We start from the raw sequence: 15,337 nt of genomic DNA, 5'->3' as shown, positions 1-15,337 counted from the left end.
AACTTAATTAACTATTAACTTGACGCGATCGCCAAGAGTGCCAAACATAACCTAAGAAGGCTACGACACCAAGGAAGAACTGAATATCTGCCAATCCTAGACGTTCTGAACCGTAAAATTCTCTCGGAAAAACTGTCGTGTTATAGCCCACGAACGCGGCAGAAATCCAAGCCATTAAAGCTAAACCCAGTAAGCTATAAGAAAGAATTTCTTCACCATTTTCAATTGGCAAAATTCGTCTTACCCAGGTAAAAGGTTGTACAAGAATATGCCACGCGCCACCAGCAATTAAGATGAAGCCAATCCAAATGTGACCACCAATGACATCTTCTAAGTTGTCAACACTTGCCATTCCTAAAGGAGTCCAGCTACCATCTTTCAGACCAACTAAGTAGCCAAAAATTGTTCCTGGGTTTAAATTGGGATTGCTAATCAGGCGGACATTTCCCAAGTTAGTGTCATAAATTCCCCCAAAAATCGTTGCCTTTAGCACGAACAAAAAGGCTCCCAAACCCAGAATAATCAGGTGATGACCTAAAATTAAACCCAATTGCTTCGGGTCATTCCATTCATAGTGAAATCTCGCCACCTGTCCACCGACATTATATAAAATTGCCGGAGCGCGAAAAACATGGAAAAGTCCACCTGCACCCAACACAGCAGATGCAATTAAATGCAAAATGCCAATTACAAAATAGGGATAGGTATCGACTACTTCACCTCCAGCACCTACACCCCAGCCCAAAGTTGCTAAGTGGGGTAACAAAGTCAATCCCTGTTCATACATTGGTACGCTAGGAACAAAGCGTGTAACTTCAGATATTGTGATTGCTCCTACCCAAAACATAATTAAGCCTGCATGAGCAATGTGAGCGCCTAATAATTGACCAGATAAATCAATTAAACGGGCATTACCCACTAACCACGATAAATCTGTGTCTGCTGCTAAGGTTCTATCAGTTGTAATTGTCATAGTTAAATACCTTTAAGGGTGGGGAGTGGGGAGTAGGGAGTGGGGAGTGGGAGAGGAATTTCTAACTCTTAAGGGATTTCCAAGAAATAAATTATCCACGAACCACTCCAGACACAGAGAAGCCAGTGCGTTGGGCGGGTTCCCCGACTTGAAGCAACTGGCGCGACACAGAGAGAGGGGAAATACAGAGGGTTTTTGCGTCAGTTTTGGAATGTTTTTTATTTGGAAGTCCCTTAACTCTTAACTCCTGTACAGACGCGATTAATCGCGTCTCTCCTAACTCCTAACTCAGCATTTGTTACGATTCGCTACCAATCGTATTTAATGCTTTTTCAATTTGCCTAAAGTCAACGCCAATTGCTCGCAGGGCGTGCCACAGATGACCTTGCAAAAAGAAGAAGGCTAAGAAGAAATGGGCATTTGCTAACCATGCTCTGGAAGTGTAAGCACCGTTCGCTAACTTAATGCTGTCGGCAAAATAAGGGCTAACTCCGAGTTTTACTTCCAAGGTAGAGCCATAAAATTCCACGGGATAAGCTAATGTATTCACCGCACAAAAGTAAGCTGCAACAAATCCCGCTAAGGCTATACCACCCAAAGAGTAGGAAAGGATGGCTTCACCGGAGAAGATTAAAAGCTTTTTCGCCCAAGGTAAAGGCTCTATGAGGATATGCCAAATACCGCCGCCAATTAGTAACAAACCTACATAGATATGACCGCCGACTAAATCTTCTAAGTTGTTAACTGTGGCAAAGTGGGTTTGATAGCCATAAATGACCAAGGGGTTGAGGGTGGGGTCGGTGACAACTCGAACATCGTGAATTGTTGAGTCGTACAGTCCTCCCCAAAACATCGCTTTTCCTACCAGGAGTAAAGCACCTAATCCTAAGAAAATCAGGTGATGTCCTAAGATAAACCCAAGTTTTTTCGGGTCGTCCCATGTAAAGTGAAATTTCCGAGCGCGACCAGTGGCGTCTTTTAAGTTTTTTGGAGCCTTGAAGGTGTGGAAAAGTGCGCCTGCACCAAGCACAGCAGAAGAAATTAAGTGTAAAGCGCCGATAACGAAATAAGGGTAAGTATCGACTACCTGACCACCTGCGCCTACACCAAAACCCAAGGTGGCTAAGTGGGGAAGCAAAATCAACCCCTGTTCGCCCATAGGTATTTCGGGATTGAAGCGAGAGATTTCAAACCATGTAAACGCCCCAGCCCAGAGCGTCGTCAGTGCTGCTTGTGCCACATGAGCGCCGATAAATAAGCCAGAAAGATTGGCGAAGCGGGCGTTACCATTCCACCAATCAAATTTGAGGTTGGGATTGCCGTATGTCTGCATTGTTAAGCTGATAAGTAATTGTTGCCAGTAATACTCAATTAATTAGTTCTTATTTCAGCAGTTAAATGTCGCTTGAGTACAACAAATCAGCTACCAGATGTGTAGATGCGAAGCTTTTACCTGAAGGAAGGAGGGCTTGTTCCAATTCACCGTAGGCGTTACCGATTGTTGTCAGATAAGCTAATTTACTTTTAATTTGCATAACCAGGGCGGGCAAGACTTCGGCGTGAGCGCTCAGTCGAACGCTGCCCACCCCACAAGAGTTTTACTTTCAGGTAATATGCAAGTTAAATGTCCAAGAGATGATCACTTGTTGGCACATACTCTACTTGTTGAAGCTAATTATTAATTATTGAGATTACAAATTTAGTCTATTGAAAATAATTCTTATTTAGCTTATCTCTTTACAAAATGTAATCATCAAAACTGGAGGAAAAATAGGCAACGCAAGCGGAGCGATAATAGTAACTATCACCGCTCGAACTATGCAAACAAATATTAGCTTTTAAGTGTGAGTTTTTCTGCCTTTATCAAAAAGATGGGTCTAAAACCCCCTCATAAAGGACGGCTTTAAGTTTTGTGGCAATGAGTCTTTATCCCCGTTACAAAACTGTACCCAACTCTTAGAGACGCTGCGCGAACGACAAAGCTCAGGGCATCGCTTCCGACTTCCGACCCTTCGGCGTAGCTCAGGGCAACGCTTCCGACTTCCGACTTCTTTATGAATATGTAGAAGTGCTTAGGGATAGTGCAGATGTTTCCAGTAGATGCGGATGGTGGTGTTGCCAAAAACTCAAAATCTGTTCGCCAACCTGTTGAGGATAGAAGTAGTGAAAAAAATGATATCCTTGTGGACATTCCCAGAGTTTATCTTCTGGCTTTAACCAATTTAACCAGTCATGCAATGCAGGTGGATTGACTACCGGATCACTCTTGCTACCACATACCATCATTGGCATAGAAACTCCACCCTTGGGTAAATAAACCAACTTAAATAAAGAGTGTGATGATGGAGATTGTTCTAAATCTTTATCTAAGGCAGCTACTAACTTCTTAGTGGTATGAGGTGGTTGATTTCCAAAAAGACTACGAACGCTGTTTGCTAAAACTAGCTCACGGCTGATGCTAAAAAGTTGTCGCTGAAAGTAATAGTGAGCGTGCCAAGTGTTGGCGGGTTGAGATGCTACAGCCAGCAGAGTGAGCGATCGCACTTTTTGAGGAAATCGACGGGCATAGCTTAAGGCGATCGCACCACCCATCCCATGACCTGCTAGATGCACGGGGCGATCGCGCCATTCTAAAAAATCACATAGCAACTCCACAGCTTGCTCTATGGAACTGCCTTCATCTTTAGTTTGCTGATATTCCCACTGGGCGACGCTTATATACCCAGATAAATAATCAAGTAATGGTTTATCAAAACGCTGCAAAACAGGACTGGCACTTAACCACAAAACATCAAATGAATCAGACATAAATACCTATAACTTCTAAATTATCAATTTCAGTAAGGGCGCACAGCTAGCTGTGCGCCCCAAATCTCTACAAACCAAATTCTGTCTTCAACTGAGCAACCCAAGTTTTAATTCGCTCGTCTGTTAACTCAGATTGACTACCTTCATCAAGTGCCAATCCGACAAATTTGCCATTTCTCAAAGCTCTAGAGTTCTCAAAGTCATACCCTTCAGTTGGCCAGTAGCCAACAGTTTTACCACCTCGCTGAGAAATTTTTTCTTCGATAATTCCAATTGCATCCTGGAAATTATCGGCATAGCCATATTGGTCTCCATCACCAAAATAGGCAACCAGCTTACCCTTAAAATCTATTTCATCTAGATCGGGGAAAAAGCTTTGCCAATCGCTCTGAAGTTGACCAATATCCCAAGTGGGAGAGCCAATAATCAGCAATTCATACTCATCGAAAGTGGTAGTATCCGCCTCGTAAATGGGATGTAATGTTACAACATCACCACCAAACTCATCCCGAATTTTTTCAGCATCAGATTCAGTGTTGCCAGTTTGAGTACCGTAAAACAAACCAATTTTTTTCGACATATTGTCACCTGATAAATAAATAGTTGTGCGATCGCCAAGATACCTATTTGCCTTGTATGTAATACCAATTTGAAAAATGATTGCGACACAATAGATCGCCAAAAAGCTTATTTACTAACTTTTTCACAATCCAAAATTGTTCGACTGAACGAAGTCGAAGTCTAAAATCTAAAATCCAAAATGGTATAAACCTCACCAAGTTGATGCAACTTAGAAAAACAAACTGCTATTGGTTAACAGCAAGAAGGCAAACAAAGCTCCTCCGCAGCTACCCACTGTCCAGCCAGCATTAAACTCGCTCCAAGACTTAGCCGTTTTCATGTTTTCTGGTAGCTCTCCTTGAGCAGGTTTGCGTTTTTCAAACGACACACTACCATACAACCACAAACAAATAGATAAAATCAATACCAGTCCGATTGTGGCAAGTAGCCCTGCTTGATTCGCCAACTCCGTATCCCGCAGCGGCCCTAACTTGACAAATGGCCCAATCAAGAAATAGCCATGCGCCATGCCAATTTCCAGCCCCCGTGAAAAAGGAGATAAACCTTGACGGTAAATAGGAAGATTCGCCAAAAACTTCAGGCTGATATCCGAAGAATTTACTGGGGTGTCAAAATTCCCGATTTCAGGACTCCCCGCAGGATTGATAACTCCCTGTTGAAAATCAAGTCCAGCCGCGATCGCACGAACTCTCAAGGCGTGCCAGATATGACCAGCTAAAAATACAACCGCCAAAGCAAAGTGACTAGTTGCTAGCCAAGTCCGAACCGTAATTACTCCTGATGCAGTAGTACTAAGTCCTAACGGGCCATAGAAAACTGTGGGATAAACGGTATCATTTACCGTGACAAAATAGGCTGCCAATAAACCCATGTAAGCCAGAGCGCCCAGGCTATAGGATAGGTAAGCCTCACCAGACCAAAACAATACCTTTTTCGCCCAAGCAAAAGGCTTGGTGAGAATATGCCAAAATCCTCCGGCAATGCACAGTATTCCTACCCAAATATGTCCACCGATGACATCTTCTAGGTTATTAACTGCTGCCATCCCCTGTTTGCCAAAAGCACCGAAGAGATAGCCAAAGATGCGACCAGGGTTAATAGTCGGTTCAGTAATTACTCGTACAGATGCTACTGCCGGATCGTAAAGACCACCCCAAAACAGCGCCTTTGCCACCAATAACCACGCCCCGAACCCCAACAACAGCAGATGAATGCCGATGATAGTAGTCATCTTGTCTTCATCTTCCCAGTCGTAGCCAAAGAAGCCAAGAAAAGAGGTGTTTTCACTTAATACTTCCGGGCCTAAAAGGGCGTGGTAAATGCCGCCAGCCCCTAGTACGGCAGAACTAATCAGATGTAAAACACCAATGACAAAATAGGGATAAGTATCAATAATTTCGCCGCGATCGCCAACACCAAATCCCAAGGTTGCCAGATGGGGCAGCAGGATTAACCCCTGTTCATACATCGGTTGGGATGGGTTGTATTTGGTGAGTTCAAATAGGGTCATTGCTCCTGCCCAAAGGACAATCAACCCAGCATGAGCAATGTGAGCGCCCAAAAGCTTACCCGACAGGTTAATGAACCGGGCATTACCAGCCCACCAACCGGATTCCTGCGTTGTTATTGTTGCAGTTGCCATTGATTAGATTGCCTCCCCACGAGTTGAACGGATGACTCTACCCTTTGAGAAGTCAAATCCAGCAGCGCGTAAAGCGTGCCAGAGATGCCCTTGAAGAAAGAAGAAACTTAGCCAGAAATGAGCATTCGCCAGCCAAACGCGAGAGGATAGTAAATCTCCACTCTGGAAGTAGGGAAAACGGTCAAACCCAATACTCAGGGCTGGCCCATAAAATTCCGGTGGGTAAGCTAGTGTGTTAACAGAGACAAAATAGGCAGCAATCATACCCATGAGAGCTAAAGCACCCAAGCTGTAAGAAAGGTATGCTTCTCCTGACCAGATAAAAAGCTGCTTTGCCCAGCCCAAAGGTTGAGTAGTAATGTGCCAGATACCGCCAGCAATGCAGAGAATGCTGACCCAAATGTGACCACCAACTAAGTCTTCCAGGTTATTAACTCCAGCAATCCAATGCTTGCCACCGCCACCAAATAAGTAGCCAAAAATGACGACGGAGTTCCAAGTAGGGTTAGAAATTACGCGCACCTCACCCACCGTAGAATCGTACAAGCCGCCAAAGAACATGGCTTTAGCAACCAATAAGGCGGCTCCCAGACCCAGCAATACTAGGTGAATACCCAGAATCGTGGTCATTTTATTTGCATCTTCCCAGCGATAGCCAAAGAAGGAAAATCTCTCTTCTAAGATGGCGGGGCCACGTAAGGCATGAAAGATGCCACCAAGTCCTAAGAAGGCGGAGCTAATTAGGTGTAATACTCCAATGACAAAGTAGGGATAGGTATCTACTATTTGTCCACTACTTCCTACACCCCAACCGAGGGTTGCGAGATGAGGCAATAGAATCAACCCCTGTTCGTACATTGGTTGCGCTGGGTTGAAATGGGCAAGTTCAAAAAGGGTTGTTGCACCAGCCCAGAAGACAATTAACCCCGCATGAGCAACGTGAGCGCCCAAAAGCTTACCTGAAAGGTTGGTTAACCGGGCGTTCCCTGCCCACCAGGGAATCGACTCCGGTGTTTGAACAGCCACGCAAGTCATAGCGTTATCTCCTGAAAAAGTTTGCAAATAACTGAAATATATTAGCGACTTAATGAATATCTATCTCAATAAGCCTGAAGATATCCTATCAGACTTATTGAAAAATTTTTTCATTTATTGAAAGTAAACTTTTGTAAAGTATTTCCAGAAACAAATTCCAGAAAACGCTAGACTTGTACAATAAACAGTACAGGTTTCCGCAGGATGAAAGTTATCTCTTTTAGCGAGGCGAGAAATAGCCTGAAGACGGTTTTAGATCGGGTGACGGAAGATGCCGACTATACGATCATCACCAGACGGGATGCGGATGATGCGGTGGTGATGTCGCTAGAGTTTTTCAATAGTCTGATGGAGACTGTGCATTTACTGAAGTCTCCGACAAATGCAGCCCATTTGGAACGTTCTATTGCTCAATTCAAGCAGGGGAAAGTGGTGGAACGAGATTTGCTCAATGACTAGAATGCTGGCATGGACGGATGAGGCTTGGGCTGATTATCTTTACTGGCAAGGGCAAAACAAGAAGACACTCAAAAGAATCAATAAACTAATTCAGGAGACGATGCAGATACCTTGTGAGGGTATAGGTAAGCCAGAATCTCTAGGGGAAAATTTAGCTGGATTTTGGTCGCGGCGAATTGATGATACAAATCGTTTGGTTTATGCGGTGGAAGATGCCTATCTAACGATTATTTCTTGTCGATACCATTATTAAAATAATTCGTAATTCGTAATTAAAGAATTCAATTACGAATTACGAATTACAAATTACACTTCGGCGGGTTGATATTCTTGTTGTCGTTCCACAAACGTTTGCACACGGCTGCGGTAGTTTCTGATCGTCTCATCTACCCAATCGCGATCGTTGCTATTTGCATACAAATGCACCAGTGGTTCGCTGGCATCTGGTAAAACTAACAGCCAACTGTCATCGTAAGGTTGACAAACTTTCACCCCATCGATGAGTTCTAGGTTTTGGGCTGGGTGAGTTTCCACCAAGTAACGCATCAAAGCACCCTTGGCTGTCCACGGGCAGCGTACTGTATAACTTTTGTGAATTACACGGGGCAATTCTGACCGCGCAGCAGCAAGCGATCGCTCCTGTATAGTCAACATCTCAATTATCTTCGCAATGCAGAACATGGAATCAAATCCCGGATGCAGTTGCGGAAAAATAAAACCAGTCTCTCCACTACCTCCTATTACCACATTTGGATTTGTCTGGCAAGCCTCCATTAAGGCTGTAGGATTGGCTTTGGTGCGAATCACCCTACCATCGTGGCGGCGGGCGACTAGTTCAATCGCACTGGAAGCATGAACTGGCACTACTACTGTTCCTCTGGGGTTAGCCGTTAATATCATGTCCACCATCAGTGCTGTTAACATTTCTCCCCGAATTGGGAAGCCTGATTCATCAACTAAAATTAGCTGTTCGCCATTAGCCGATACTTGCACGCCAAAGTTAGCTTTTAATGCCTCCACTACATGACCTAACTGAGTCAGCAGTCCTTCGCGGTCGGTGATTGACATCGCCGTTTTATTGACACTGGCATTCAGCACCACTGCATCAGCGCCAAATTTATCCAACATTTGGGGTAAAACTGCCCCCGATACCGCATAAACATAGTCAATCACCACTTTTGCGCGACTGTTGCGGAGTGTATGAACATGCAACAGTTTTTCAAAAGCAGTGCAGTAGCGCTCAATGACTTGGCTGGGGTAAGATACATCGCCAATTTCATGAATTAGCGCCCGCCGCATATCTTCCTTAAAGTAAGCCCCTTCAATTTTCTTTTCCAGGGCTTTGGAGATATTAATGCCCTTGGCATCCATGAATTCAATCAGAATATAGTCGGGGCGATCGGGGTGTACCCGGACATGGATACCACCAGCTACCGACATTGTGGGTATAACCGTGCGGGCAATGGGGATAGCTGTAGCATCGAGGTTTTGAATATCAACACCTACTGACATTAAACCAGCAATCAGCGATCGCGTCACCATCCGAGAGACATTACGCTGGTCACGGGAAACCGTTACCTTAGAACCAGGTTTCAAGGTAGAACCGTAAGCAGATCCCAATTTCACGGCGAATTCTGGGGTGATGTCGATATTAGCTAATCCTTGTACACCACGTTGCCCAAATAAATTCCGTTGGGCGGTGTTCCCCCAAATCAAGTTAATGTTTAAAACTGCTCCTGACTCAATCTTCTTACTCGGCCAAACGCGCACACCAGGGCTAATTTGGGCTTCTTCTCCCACCGTGGAAAGCGAACCTACAACAGCAGCTTCTAATACTTGAGCGCGGCGATCTACACGAGTCCCACGGGAAATCACACAGGCCGAAAGATGTGCTTCGTCGCCAATGATTGCCCCATTCCACACTATCGGGCGTTTGAGATTCGCATCAGCACCAATAGTGACATTATCCCCAATTACGGTTCCTGCCTCAATTTGTACTCTTGCCCCGATGCGGCAATTGTCACCAATCACTGCTGGGGCTTCAACAACAGCCGTCTGGTCGATGTAAGTATTTTGGCCTACCCATAAGTTAGGAGAAACTTCTTTGTAGGCACAATCCAGTTGCACTTTTCGATCTAAAGCGTCATACTGAGCCTCGCGGTAGGCATCTAAGTGACCAACATCACACCAGTAACCTTGAGCAATGTAACCATACATTGGTTCTTCTTTTGCTAGTAGTAAGGGGAATAAGTCTTTGGAAAAGTCGGATTCAGTGTTTACTGGCAGATATTCCAAAACTTCTGGTTCGAGAATGTAAGTGCCAGTGTTGACGGTATCGGAGAAAATTTCACTACTAGAGGGTTTTTCTAAAAATCGCCGAATCCGTCCTTCTTCATCGGTAATCACCACCCCAAATTCAATCGGGTTAGGAACCCTAGTCAAAATCAAAGTAGCTTTTGACTTATTTTGTTTGTGAAATGCGATCGCTGCCGTCAGGTCGAAATCTGTTATGCTATCACCGCTAATCACTAAAAAAGTTTCATCAAGAAGTTCGGCAATGTTTTTCACACAGCCTGCTGTACCTAAAGGCTGATCTTCTTCGACGGCATAGGTCATCTGGACACCAAAATCGCTGCCATCTAGAAAGTAGTCTCGCAAGACATCAGGTAAATAATGCAATGTCGCAATAACTTCGGTAATTTGATGTCGTTTGAGGAGATTGATAATATGTTCGGCAATTGGTCGATTTAGAATCGGCACCATCGGTTTGGGCAGATCGCAAGTTAACGGGCGAAGCCGCGTTCCCGAACCGCCTGCCATTAGTACTGCACGCATAAATCCTCCTTAAGTATTTACAGCCTTCGCTGCTTTAAAATTTGTCAGATATATTTTGTTTTTCTTTCTCTAGTCTCCTATGGATATCGATATTTGAGGAACTTCCATAAGATGCATATAGATTGGGGCATGGGGCAATTCAATTTTGGATTTTAGATTTTAGATTTTGGATTAAATTTCAATCTAAAATCCAAAATCTAAAATCTAAAATTCTCACTCCCCCTCATCCCCCCACTCCCTACTCCCCACTCCCCACTCCCCCACTTATTGACAATGATAAAGTTCATATTCATAGCCGTTCACCCTTGGCAAAGATTGAGTATCAGACATAACGCATGTTTTGACGGTTTCTGCTACGGGGGCGTGAAAGTTTACTAGCCACAAGTCAAAAGGTCGTGGTAATTTATTTAAAGTATTTTCTAGAGCAATAGTGGAAGTCTCAGGGTATTGCTCTTGATGAGCAAGGAGAAACAAAAGTTTTTGGGGTGAATTGGTAAGTTTAAACTCCCTAGCTACCCCCATCATTTCCCCAGTGTGTACATGAGTTTTCTGAGTAGTAGCAATCAGTACTGGTACTGGGGATATTTGTTGAATTAGTTGCACAAACAGGTCAGGGCGATAATATTTTTGATAGCCGAGATTGCAGAATACTGTAACTGCACTGACAAATCCCATTAACCAAATTAACATCACGGCTTTTTTCCCGTTTATTCCCCATCTGCCTGTCTCTTTTATCCCTTGTTCTTTTGGGATCAATTCCTTGGGAGGATGCCAACAAACGGCAAGACTTGCCCCTAATAAAACAATCACGGCGGGAAAGTAAACAAAGTTATAGCGGGCACCTCTGGTCAGATCGATTCCTAAAAAGTACGTAAAGATAAAGAATAAAGCGATCGCACTGATAACTACTCCCGCAAGCACCTGAATCATCATCCGGCTTTCTGGGTGCTGTAATTGAATCTTAATCCCAGTTACCAGAATTGGTACTGCCCAAATAAAGAAAATCAGCATCACCAGTCCAGAAAGAATCATTACCAATAGCTGTGGAGATTCAACTGGCAGGAGGGAAATCATTGTAATCAATGTGCCTAAAGCTTGGAAAATTGGGCTGAACCAATCTAGTCCGACGCGCGAACCTTGAATCCACTCGGTCAAATTACTCCGATTTCTATTCTCTAAAAAGATTGGTAGCCAAATTAAACCCGCTACAAAAGTACCTATGGCAACGGCATAAATGCGCCGCCAGGGAGGAGAGAAGAACAGAGAAAATTTGCTGCTAGTCTGTAATTGAAGCCAAGCCAGAAAAATCAAAACTACAGCTTCTGTGCAGAGGGTGAGGGTGAAGAAGTAATGAGTAGCAACACCTAAAGCATTAATTGCCACCCATAAAAGTGCTATCGATATAGGTAAAGGTGTCCGATTTTGAATATGACGTGTGGCAATTACTAAGCAGGTGAGAGAAGCAGTTACCCATAAAGCTGCCAAACTGTAATGACGCGCTTCTTGTGCTAAAAATATGCCGTAGGGTGATACTGCCATCATCGCAGCAGCCAAGTGTCCCACTAATGGCGAACGAAACGCGACCCTACCTAATACGTAAGCACACGGTATGGAGGCAGCACCGATTAAAGCTGGTAGCGATCGCGCCGCAAACAGCGATACTAATCCTCCGTCGCTCTTAAATAATTTCATCCACAAGTAAGCCAGCACAAAATACAGTGGGGGATGGGTATCTTGGGTAACTAAGTTATGAATCACATCACCAATACTAGCTGCTGGGTTTGGTTGCAGTGGTTGCAATAGAATATCAGGTGCGATCGCTTGATCTAGGGGTACTGATAAAAAATTATTCCCTAAGCTAAACACCAAGGTGGAAAACTCATCAGTCCAAGGAGGCTTTGCAGTCAAGTTAGCTAGGCGCAAGCCAATGCCGATCAGCAACCACATTAAGTTCAGCAAGAGGTGAACCCAAAAAGGAGGGAGACGAGCCTGCCAATTATGCCAATGCTTGTGTTCTGAGCCAAAGTTTGCATCTGCCAAAGGCAGAAAATAGGTAGCATAGACTGGTAACAACGAGATAATTTTTCTGTAAAAAGAGAATGCACCTGGGAAAAAAACTCTCATTGGGGCGCCTCACACGAATGGATTTGTAGATTTGACGTTTGAGATTTAACTAAATCGCCCTCGTCCCCCACTGAACCTGTAGTCAGGTCAGTGGCGGGATATAAGGCGCGGCAATGACGAAACCTGGGACGGGGGAGGCTAACGCCAGTGGAGAGAATGTAAGACCAATTCGCGGACGCAAATCCAAGATGCGGCAATCCTCCGTGAAACTGGAAGCCCACACTGTACCCTCAGGTCAGTGTGGGTAGTTCACGTTCGTTCTAAAATCTAAAAACAAAAATCAAAATCTCAAATCCCTCGTTGTGACTATTTAACGTCGGTGACGCGCCAGCTAAGTTTCAAATTAATCCAGAAATTCCAGATTGTAGCAACTGCGATCGCCATCAACTTAGCTAAATACTCATTTATCCCCAAGACATTATAGAGAAAGTTAATTATTAGAGCTTGTAATATAACTCCTGCCAAACAGATCGCACTGAACTTCAAGAATCGCTTGAAACGTTGATGCGGATCGCGTTGCCTCTGAGAAATATCACCAAAAGTCCATAAATCATTCCATAGGAAATTATTTATGATTGCCACTCCGGCCGAAAGAATTGTACTGCGAGTTAAACCTAAATGAATCACAGTACGCAGCAAGTAAAACACCGTTAAATCCACAAACACACCACTCAAGCCAACTAACCCAAAACGGAGAAATCGACCAATTGGGAAATTGACTTTTCTACTCAATCGTCCCACTCGCCCTGTGGAAAGCCGCAACCGCACTAAGTGGTGGATGTAATCTATATATTGCTTCCATGTAACTTTACTCTCACCTTCTTTGCGTTCGCAGAACACATACCCAACTTCGGCAACTTGGTCTACTTTTCCCCGGCCGATTACCTCTAAAAGAATTTTGTATCCGACGGGATTGAGTGTTGCATTGGCGATCGCACTCCGGCGCACCATAAAATAACCACTCATGGGATCGGAAACTCTGCCCAGTACCCCCGGTAAAATCACCAAGCCTAACAACTGAGCGCCACGAGACAAGAAACGCCTGACAACACTCCAGCTACTGACACCGCCTCCTTCGACATGACGGCTGGCTACTGCCAAATCTGCTCCCTGCTCAACACTACGCAACAATTGCATCAGCACCTCTGGTGGATGCTGCAAATCTCCATCAATCACCCCCAAAATACTCCCCGTCGCTGCTTGCCACCCACGAATCACTGCTGAAGACAGCCCCCGTTCCTGTTGGCGTCGCATCACCCGCAACTGCGGGTATTCTGGCGTCAAGGATTCTGCTATTTCCCAAGTTCGGTCTGGGCTATCATCGTCTACCACAATCAGTTCATAGTTTCCTGGAATAGATTCATCCAATAACTGACTCAATATGCTGACCACATTCTGGATGTTGTCACGCTCTTTATAAGTAGGAATTACTAAAGAAAGATCGATAGATTCACCACTTATACCCACATGCTTAGGCGGCAACTCGGAAATCTTTAGTGGACCAGTTGGTACTGTTAACAGTGAGCTGGATGAGTTTGTCTTCATAATTTCATATTACAGAACAACGATGGTAAAGGCTGGAGGAAATAGAGCCGAACATCTGGTGGCTTTATTGACTGAACCTGCTTACTCAAAGCTTTATGAATACTTTTGTTACAGTTAGCTGTTTTGAAAAGTTTAGTAATTCCCACACCTCAATTCCGAATATTTTCCTAAACTTTATCTAAACTTTAAATTTAGCCACTTATTTTTATGCTAATACTTAGATAAGTATAATTTTTTATACAAAAAATCATACTGTAGCATTAAGCCAGCAAATATCCAGTTTACCAAGACTTATGTAAAGACTTTTTAGTATTAGTAGGGCTAATAAGTAGGTCGGCGTAAATAATTATCGTTGGGATAAGGCAGGGAGCAGGGGGAAAAAGAGTTTGAGCCTTGTTTACTTTTCTTCACACACATTGGTTTTATTGTGCCCACTTACTTAAACAAAATATAGCCAAGACAACGCAAAGGCGGTCAAGATATTGCTCTGGGAATATAAATATTAGGTGACTATCCCAATACTGAGAGTTTGTAGTGGGTTCATAACTTAAGCTGTAATATTAGATACTATATTCTTGGTTTTATTGTTGTTGGGGTGTTAATGTCTGTTTTACATAAATATACCGTTATTGCTCCTGTGAGCCTGAGCATTGCTTTGTTGATTACTAGTTGCAGCGAAAATAAAGTCTCCCAGTGCCAGCGACTGATTCGAGTTGTGAATGCTGGAACTTCTTTGATTGATAAAAATAAAGGAACGCAAGTGATCACCAGCATACAGCTGTCTAAAGATTTGGAATTTGTGACTAAATCGATTCGGGAACTGAAGTTAACAGACCCCAAGTTGAAAGAATTTCAAAGCAGTTTTGTCAAAATTTTTCAGAATCTCAGTCAAGCGATCGCTAAAGCAGGTAGGGCGCTTGGTGCGACCAAGACAGCAGAAGCCTCGGCATCTGGTAGAGAAAAAATCCAAAAGGCTAGAGCCGAAATTGACTCAGCACTGACAAGGGCTACAACTATTGGCAAGCAGTCGGATACGTTCATGAATGAAATGAATAAATATTGTAGCCAGCCAGAATAATCCAATTTGGGCATTGGGCATTGGGCATGGGGCATGGGGGAGGCAGTGCGGTCTTGGGGTTTCCCCAAGTGGAGCAACTGCCGTCATGGGGCATTGGGCAAAACAGTTCTGAGTTCCGAGTAAAGAAGTGAGATTCCTTACTCCCCAACCTTATTCAAGCTACTTGTTCACAGGATTCTGCTAAGAGCTCTACAATACCACCTCACCCAAACAAGCGATCGCCCCCCGTAGTCGAGTGCTTCTGGAACTCTAGCAG

General features: G+C 44.0%; 12 protein-coding genes. 3 read left to right on the top strand and 9 right to left on the bottom strand.

The genetic code is table 11. The features are described 5' to 3' along the window. Window positions 1–7 precede the first annotated feature (7 nt). The 6 genes from V7K27_RS26530 to V7K27_RS26505 all read right to left on the bottom strand — a co-directional run bounded on the left by V7K27_RS26530 (window position 8) and on the right by V7K27_RS26505 (window position 7,040). Window positions 8–973, bottom strand: coding sequence for a chlorophyll a/b binding light-harvesting protein (locus V7K27_RS26530; RefSeq protein WP_334951267.1), 966 nt, complete (start codon window positions 971–973; stop codon window positions 8–10). Window positions 974–1,271: 298 nt separating this feature from the next. Next, window positions 1,272–2,306 (bottom strand): chlorophyll a/b binding light-harvesting protein, encoded by a 1,035-nt coding sequence (locus V7K27_RS26525; RefSeq protein WP_334951266.1) that lies wholly within the window; start codon window positions 2,304–2,306, stop codon window positions 1,272–1,274. Between the two features lie 719 nt (window positions 2,307–3,025). Further along, window positions 3,026–3,781, bottom strand: a complete 756-nt coding sequence (locus tag V7K27_RS26520; RefSeq protein ID WP_334951265.1) for an alpha/beta fold hydrolase — start codon at window positions 3,779–3,781, stop codon at window positions 3,026–3,028. 67 nt (window positions 3,782–3,848) lie between these two features. Continuing rightward, window positions 3,849–4,361 (bottom strand): flavodoxin FldA, encoded by a 513-nt coding sequence (gene fldA / locus V7K27_RS26515; RefSeq protein WP_334951585.1) that lies wholly within the window; start codon window positions 4,359–4,361, stop codon window positions 3,849–3,851. A 210-nt stretch (window positions 4,362–4,571) separates the two neighbouring features. After that, window positions 4,572–6,005 carry a chlorophyll a/b binding light-harvesting protein gene (locus V7K27_RS26510; RefSeq protein WP_334951264.1) on the bottom strand — a complete coding sequence of 478 codons (1,434 nt, stop codon included), beginning with the start codon at window positions 6,003–6,005 and terminating at the stop codon, window positions 4,572–4,574. 3 nt (window positions 6,006–6,008) lie between these two features. Then, the gene (locus V7K27_RS26505) at window positions 6,009–7,040 is read right to left on the bottom strand and encodes a chlorophyll a/b binding light-harvesting protein (RefSeq protein WP_334951263.1); all 1,032 of its coding nucleotides are present in this window, start codon (window positions 7,038–7,040) and stop codon (window positions 6,009–6,011) included. A gap of 204 nt (window positions 7,041–7,244) precedes the next feature. On the opposite strand from V7K27_RS26505, the gene V7K27_RS26500 reads away from it, so the two are divergent. Beyond that, window positions 7,245–7,499: a type II toxin-antitoxin system Phd/YefM family antitoxin gene (locus V7K27_RS26500; RefSeq protein WP_109007431.1), complete on the top strand. Its 255-nt coding sequence runs from the start codon at window positions 7,245–7,247 to the stop codon at window positions 7,497–7,499. Continuing rightward, window positions 7,492–7,752, top strand: coding sequence for a Txe/YoeB family addiction module toxin (locus tag V7K27_RS26495; RefSeq protein ID WP_334951261.1), 261 nt, complete (start codon window positions 7,492–7,494; stop codon window positions 7,750–7,752). The genes V7K27_RS26500 and V7K27_RS26495 overlap by 8 nt, the downstream gene beginning before the upstream one ends. Window positions 7,753–7,805: 53 nt before the next feature. On the opposite strand, the gene V7K27_RS26490 is transcribed toward V7K27_RS26495, so the two are convergent. The 3 genes from V7K27_RS26490 to V7K27_RS26480 all read right to left on the bottom strand — a co-directional run bounded on the left by V7K27_RS26490 (window position 7,806) and on the right by V7K27_RS26480 (window position 14,003). Further along, window positions 7,806–10,334, bottom strand: coding sequence for a mannose-1-phosphate guanyltransferase (locus V7K27_RS26490; RefSeq protein ID WP_334951259.1), 2,529 nt, complete (start codon window positions 10,332–10,334; stop codon window positions 7,806–7,808). A 264-nt stretch (window positions 10,335–10,598) separates the two neighbouring features. After that, entirely contained in the window at window positions 10,599–12,281 is a 1,683-nt protein-coding gene (locus V7K27_RS26485) for a glycosyltransferase family 39 protein (RefSeq protein WP_334951584.1), read from the bottom strand. Window positions 12,282–12,764: 483 nt separating this feature from the next. Next, on the bottom strand, window positions 12,765–14,003 hold the full coding sequence (locus V7K27_RS26480; RefSeq protein ID WP_334951258.1) for a glycosyltransferase: 1,239 nt from the start codon (window positions 14,001–14,003) through the stop codon (window positions 12,765–12,767). Window positions 14,004–14,604: 601 nt separating this feature from the next. On the opposite strand from V7K27_RS26480, the gene V7K27_RS26475 reads away from it, so the two are divergent. Further along, window positions 14,605–15,081: a hypothetical protein gene (locus V7K27_RS26475; protein ID WP_334951257.1), complete on the top strand. Its 477-nt coding sequence runs from the start codon at window positions 14,605–14,607 to the stop codon at window positions 15,079–15,081. Window positions 15,082–15,337: the final 256 nt, after the last annotated feature.

It is taken from the genome of Nostoc sp., assembly GCF_036919575.1.
Lineage (GTDB): Bacteria > Cyanobacteriota > Cyanobacteriia > Cyanobacteriales > Nostocaceae > Nostoc.
This window is presented reverse-complemented; position numbering and strand designations above follow the sequence as displayed.

Excerpts from the sequence above, each read along its gene's own strand:
- V7K27_RS26530 (WP_334951267.1), bottom strand. The coding sequence starts at position 973 with ATGACAATTACAACTGATAGAACCTTAGCAGCAGACACAGATTTATCG.
- V7K27_RS26525 (WP_334951266.1), bottom strand. The coding sequence starts at position 2,306 with ATGCAGACATACGGCAATCCCAACCTCAAATTTGATTGGTGGAATGGT.
- V7K27_RS26520 (WP_334951265.1), bottom strand. The coding sequence starts at position 3,781 with ATGTCTGATTCATTTGATGTTTTGTGGTTAAGTGCCAGTCCTGTTTTG.
- fldA (WP_334951585.1), bottom strand. The coding sequence starts at position 4,361 with ATGTCGAAAAAAATTGGTTTGTTTTACGGTACTCAAACTGGCAACACT.
- V7K27_RS26510 (WP_334951264.1), bottom strand. The coding sequence starts at position 6,005 with ATGGCAACTGCAACAATAACAACGCAGGAATCCGGTTGGTGGGCTGGT.
- V7K27_RS26505 (WP_334951263.1), bottom strand. The coding sequence starts at position 7,040 with ATGACTTGCGTGGCTGTTCAAACACCGGAGTCGATTCCCTGGTGGGCA.
- V7K27_RS26500 (WP_109007431.1), top strand. The coding sequence starts at position 7,245 with ATGAAAGTTATCTCTTTTAGCGAGGCGAGAAATAGCCTGAAGACGGTT.
- V7K27_RS26495 (WP_334951261.1), top strand. The coding sequence starts at position 7,492 with ATGACTAGAATGCTGGCATGGACGGATGAGGCTTGGGCTGATTATCTT.
- V7K27_RS26490 (WP_334951259.1), bottom strand. The coding sequence starts at position 10,334 with ATGCGTGCAGTACTAATGGCAGGCGGTTCGGGAACGCGGCTTCGCCCG.
- V7K27_RS26485 (WP_334951584.1), bottom strand. The coding sequence starts at position 12,281 with ATGTGGTTGCTGATCGGCATTGGCTTGCGCCTAGCTAACTTGACTGCA.
- V7K27_RS26480 (WP_334951258.1), bottom strand. The coding sequence starts at position 14,003 with ATGAAGACAAACTCATCCAGCTCACTGTTAACAGTACCAACTGGTCCA.
- V7K27_RS26475 (WP_334951257.1), top strand. The coding sequence starts at position 14,605 with ATGTCTGTTTTACATAAATATACCGTTATTGCTCCTGTGAGCCTGAGC.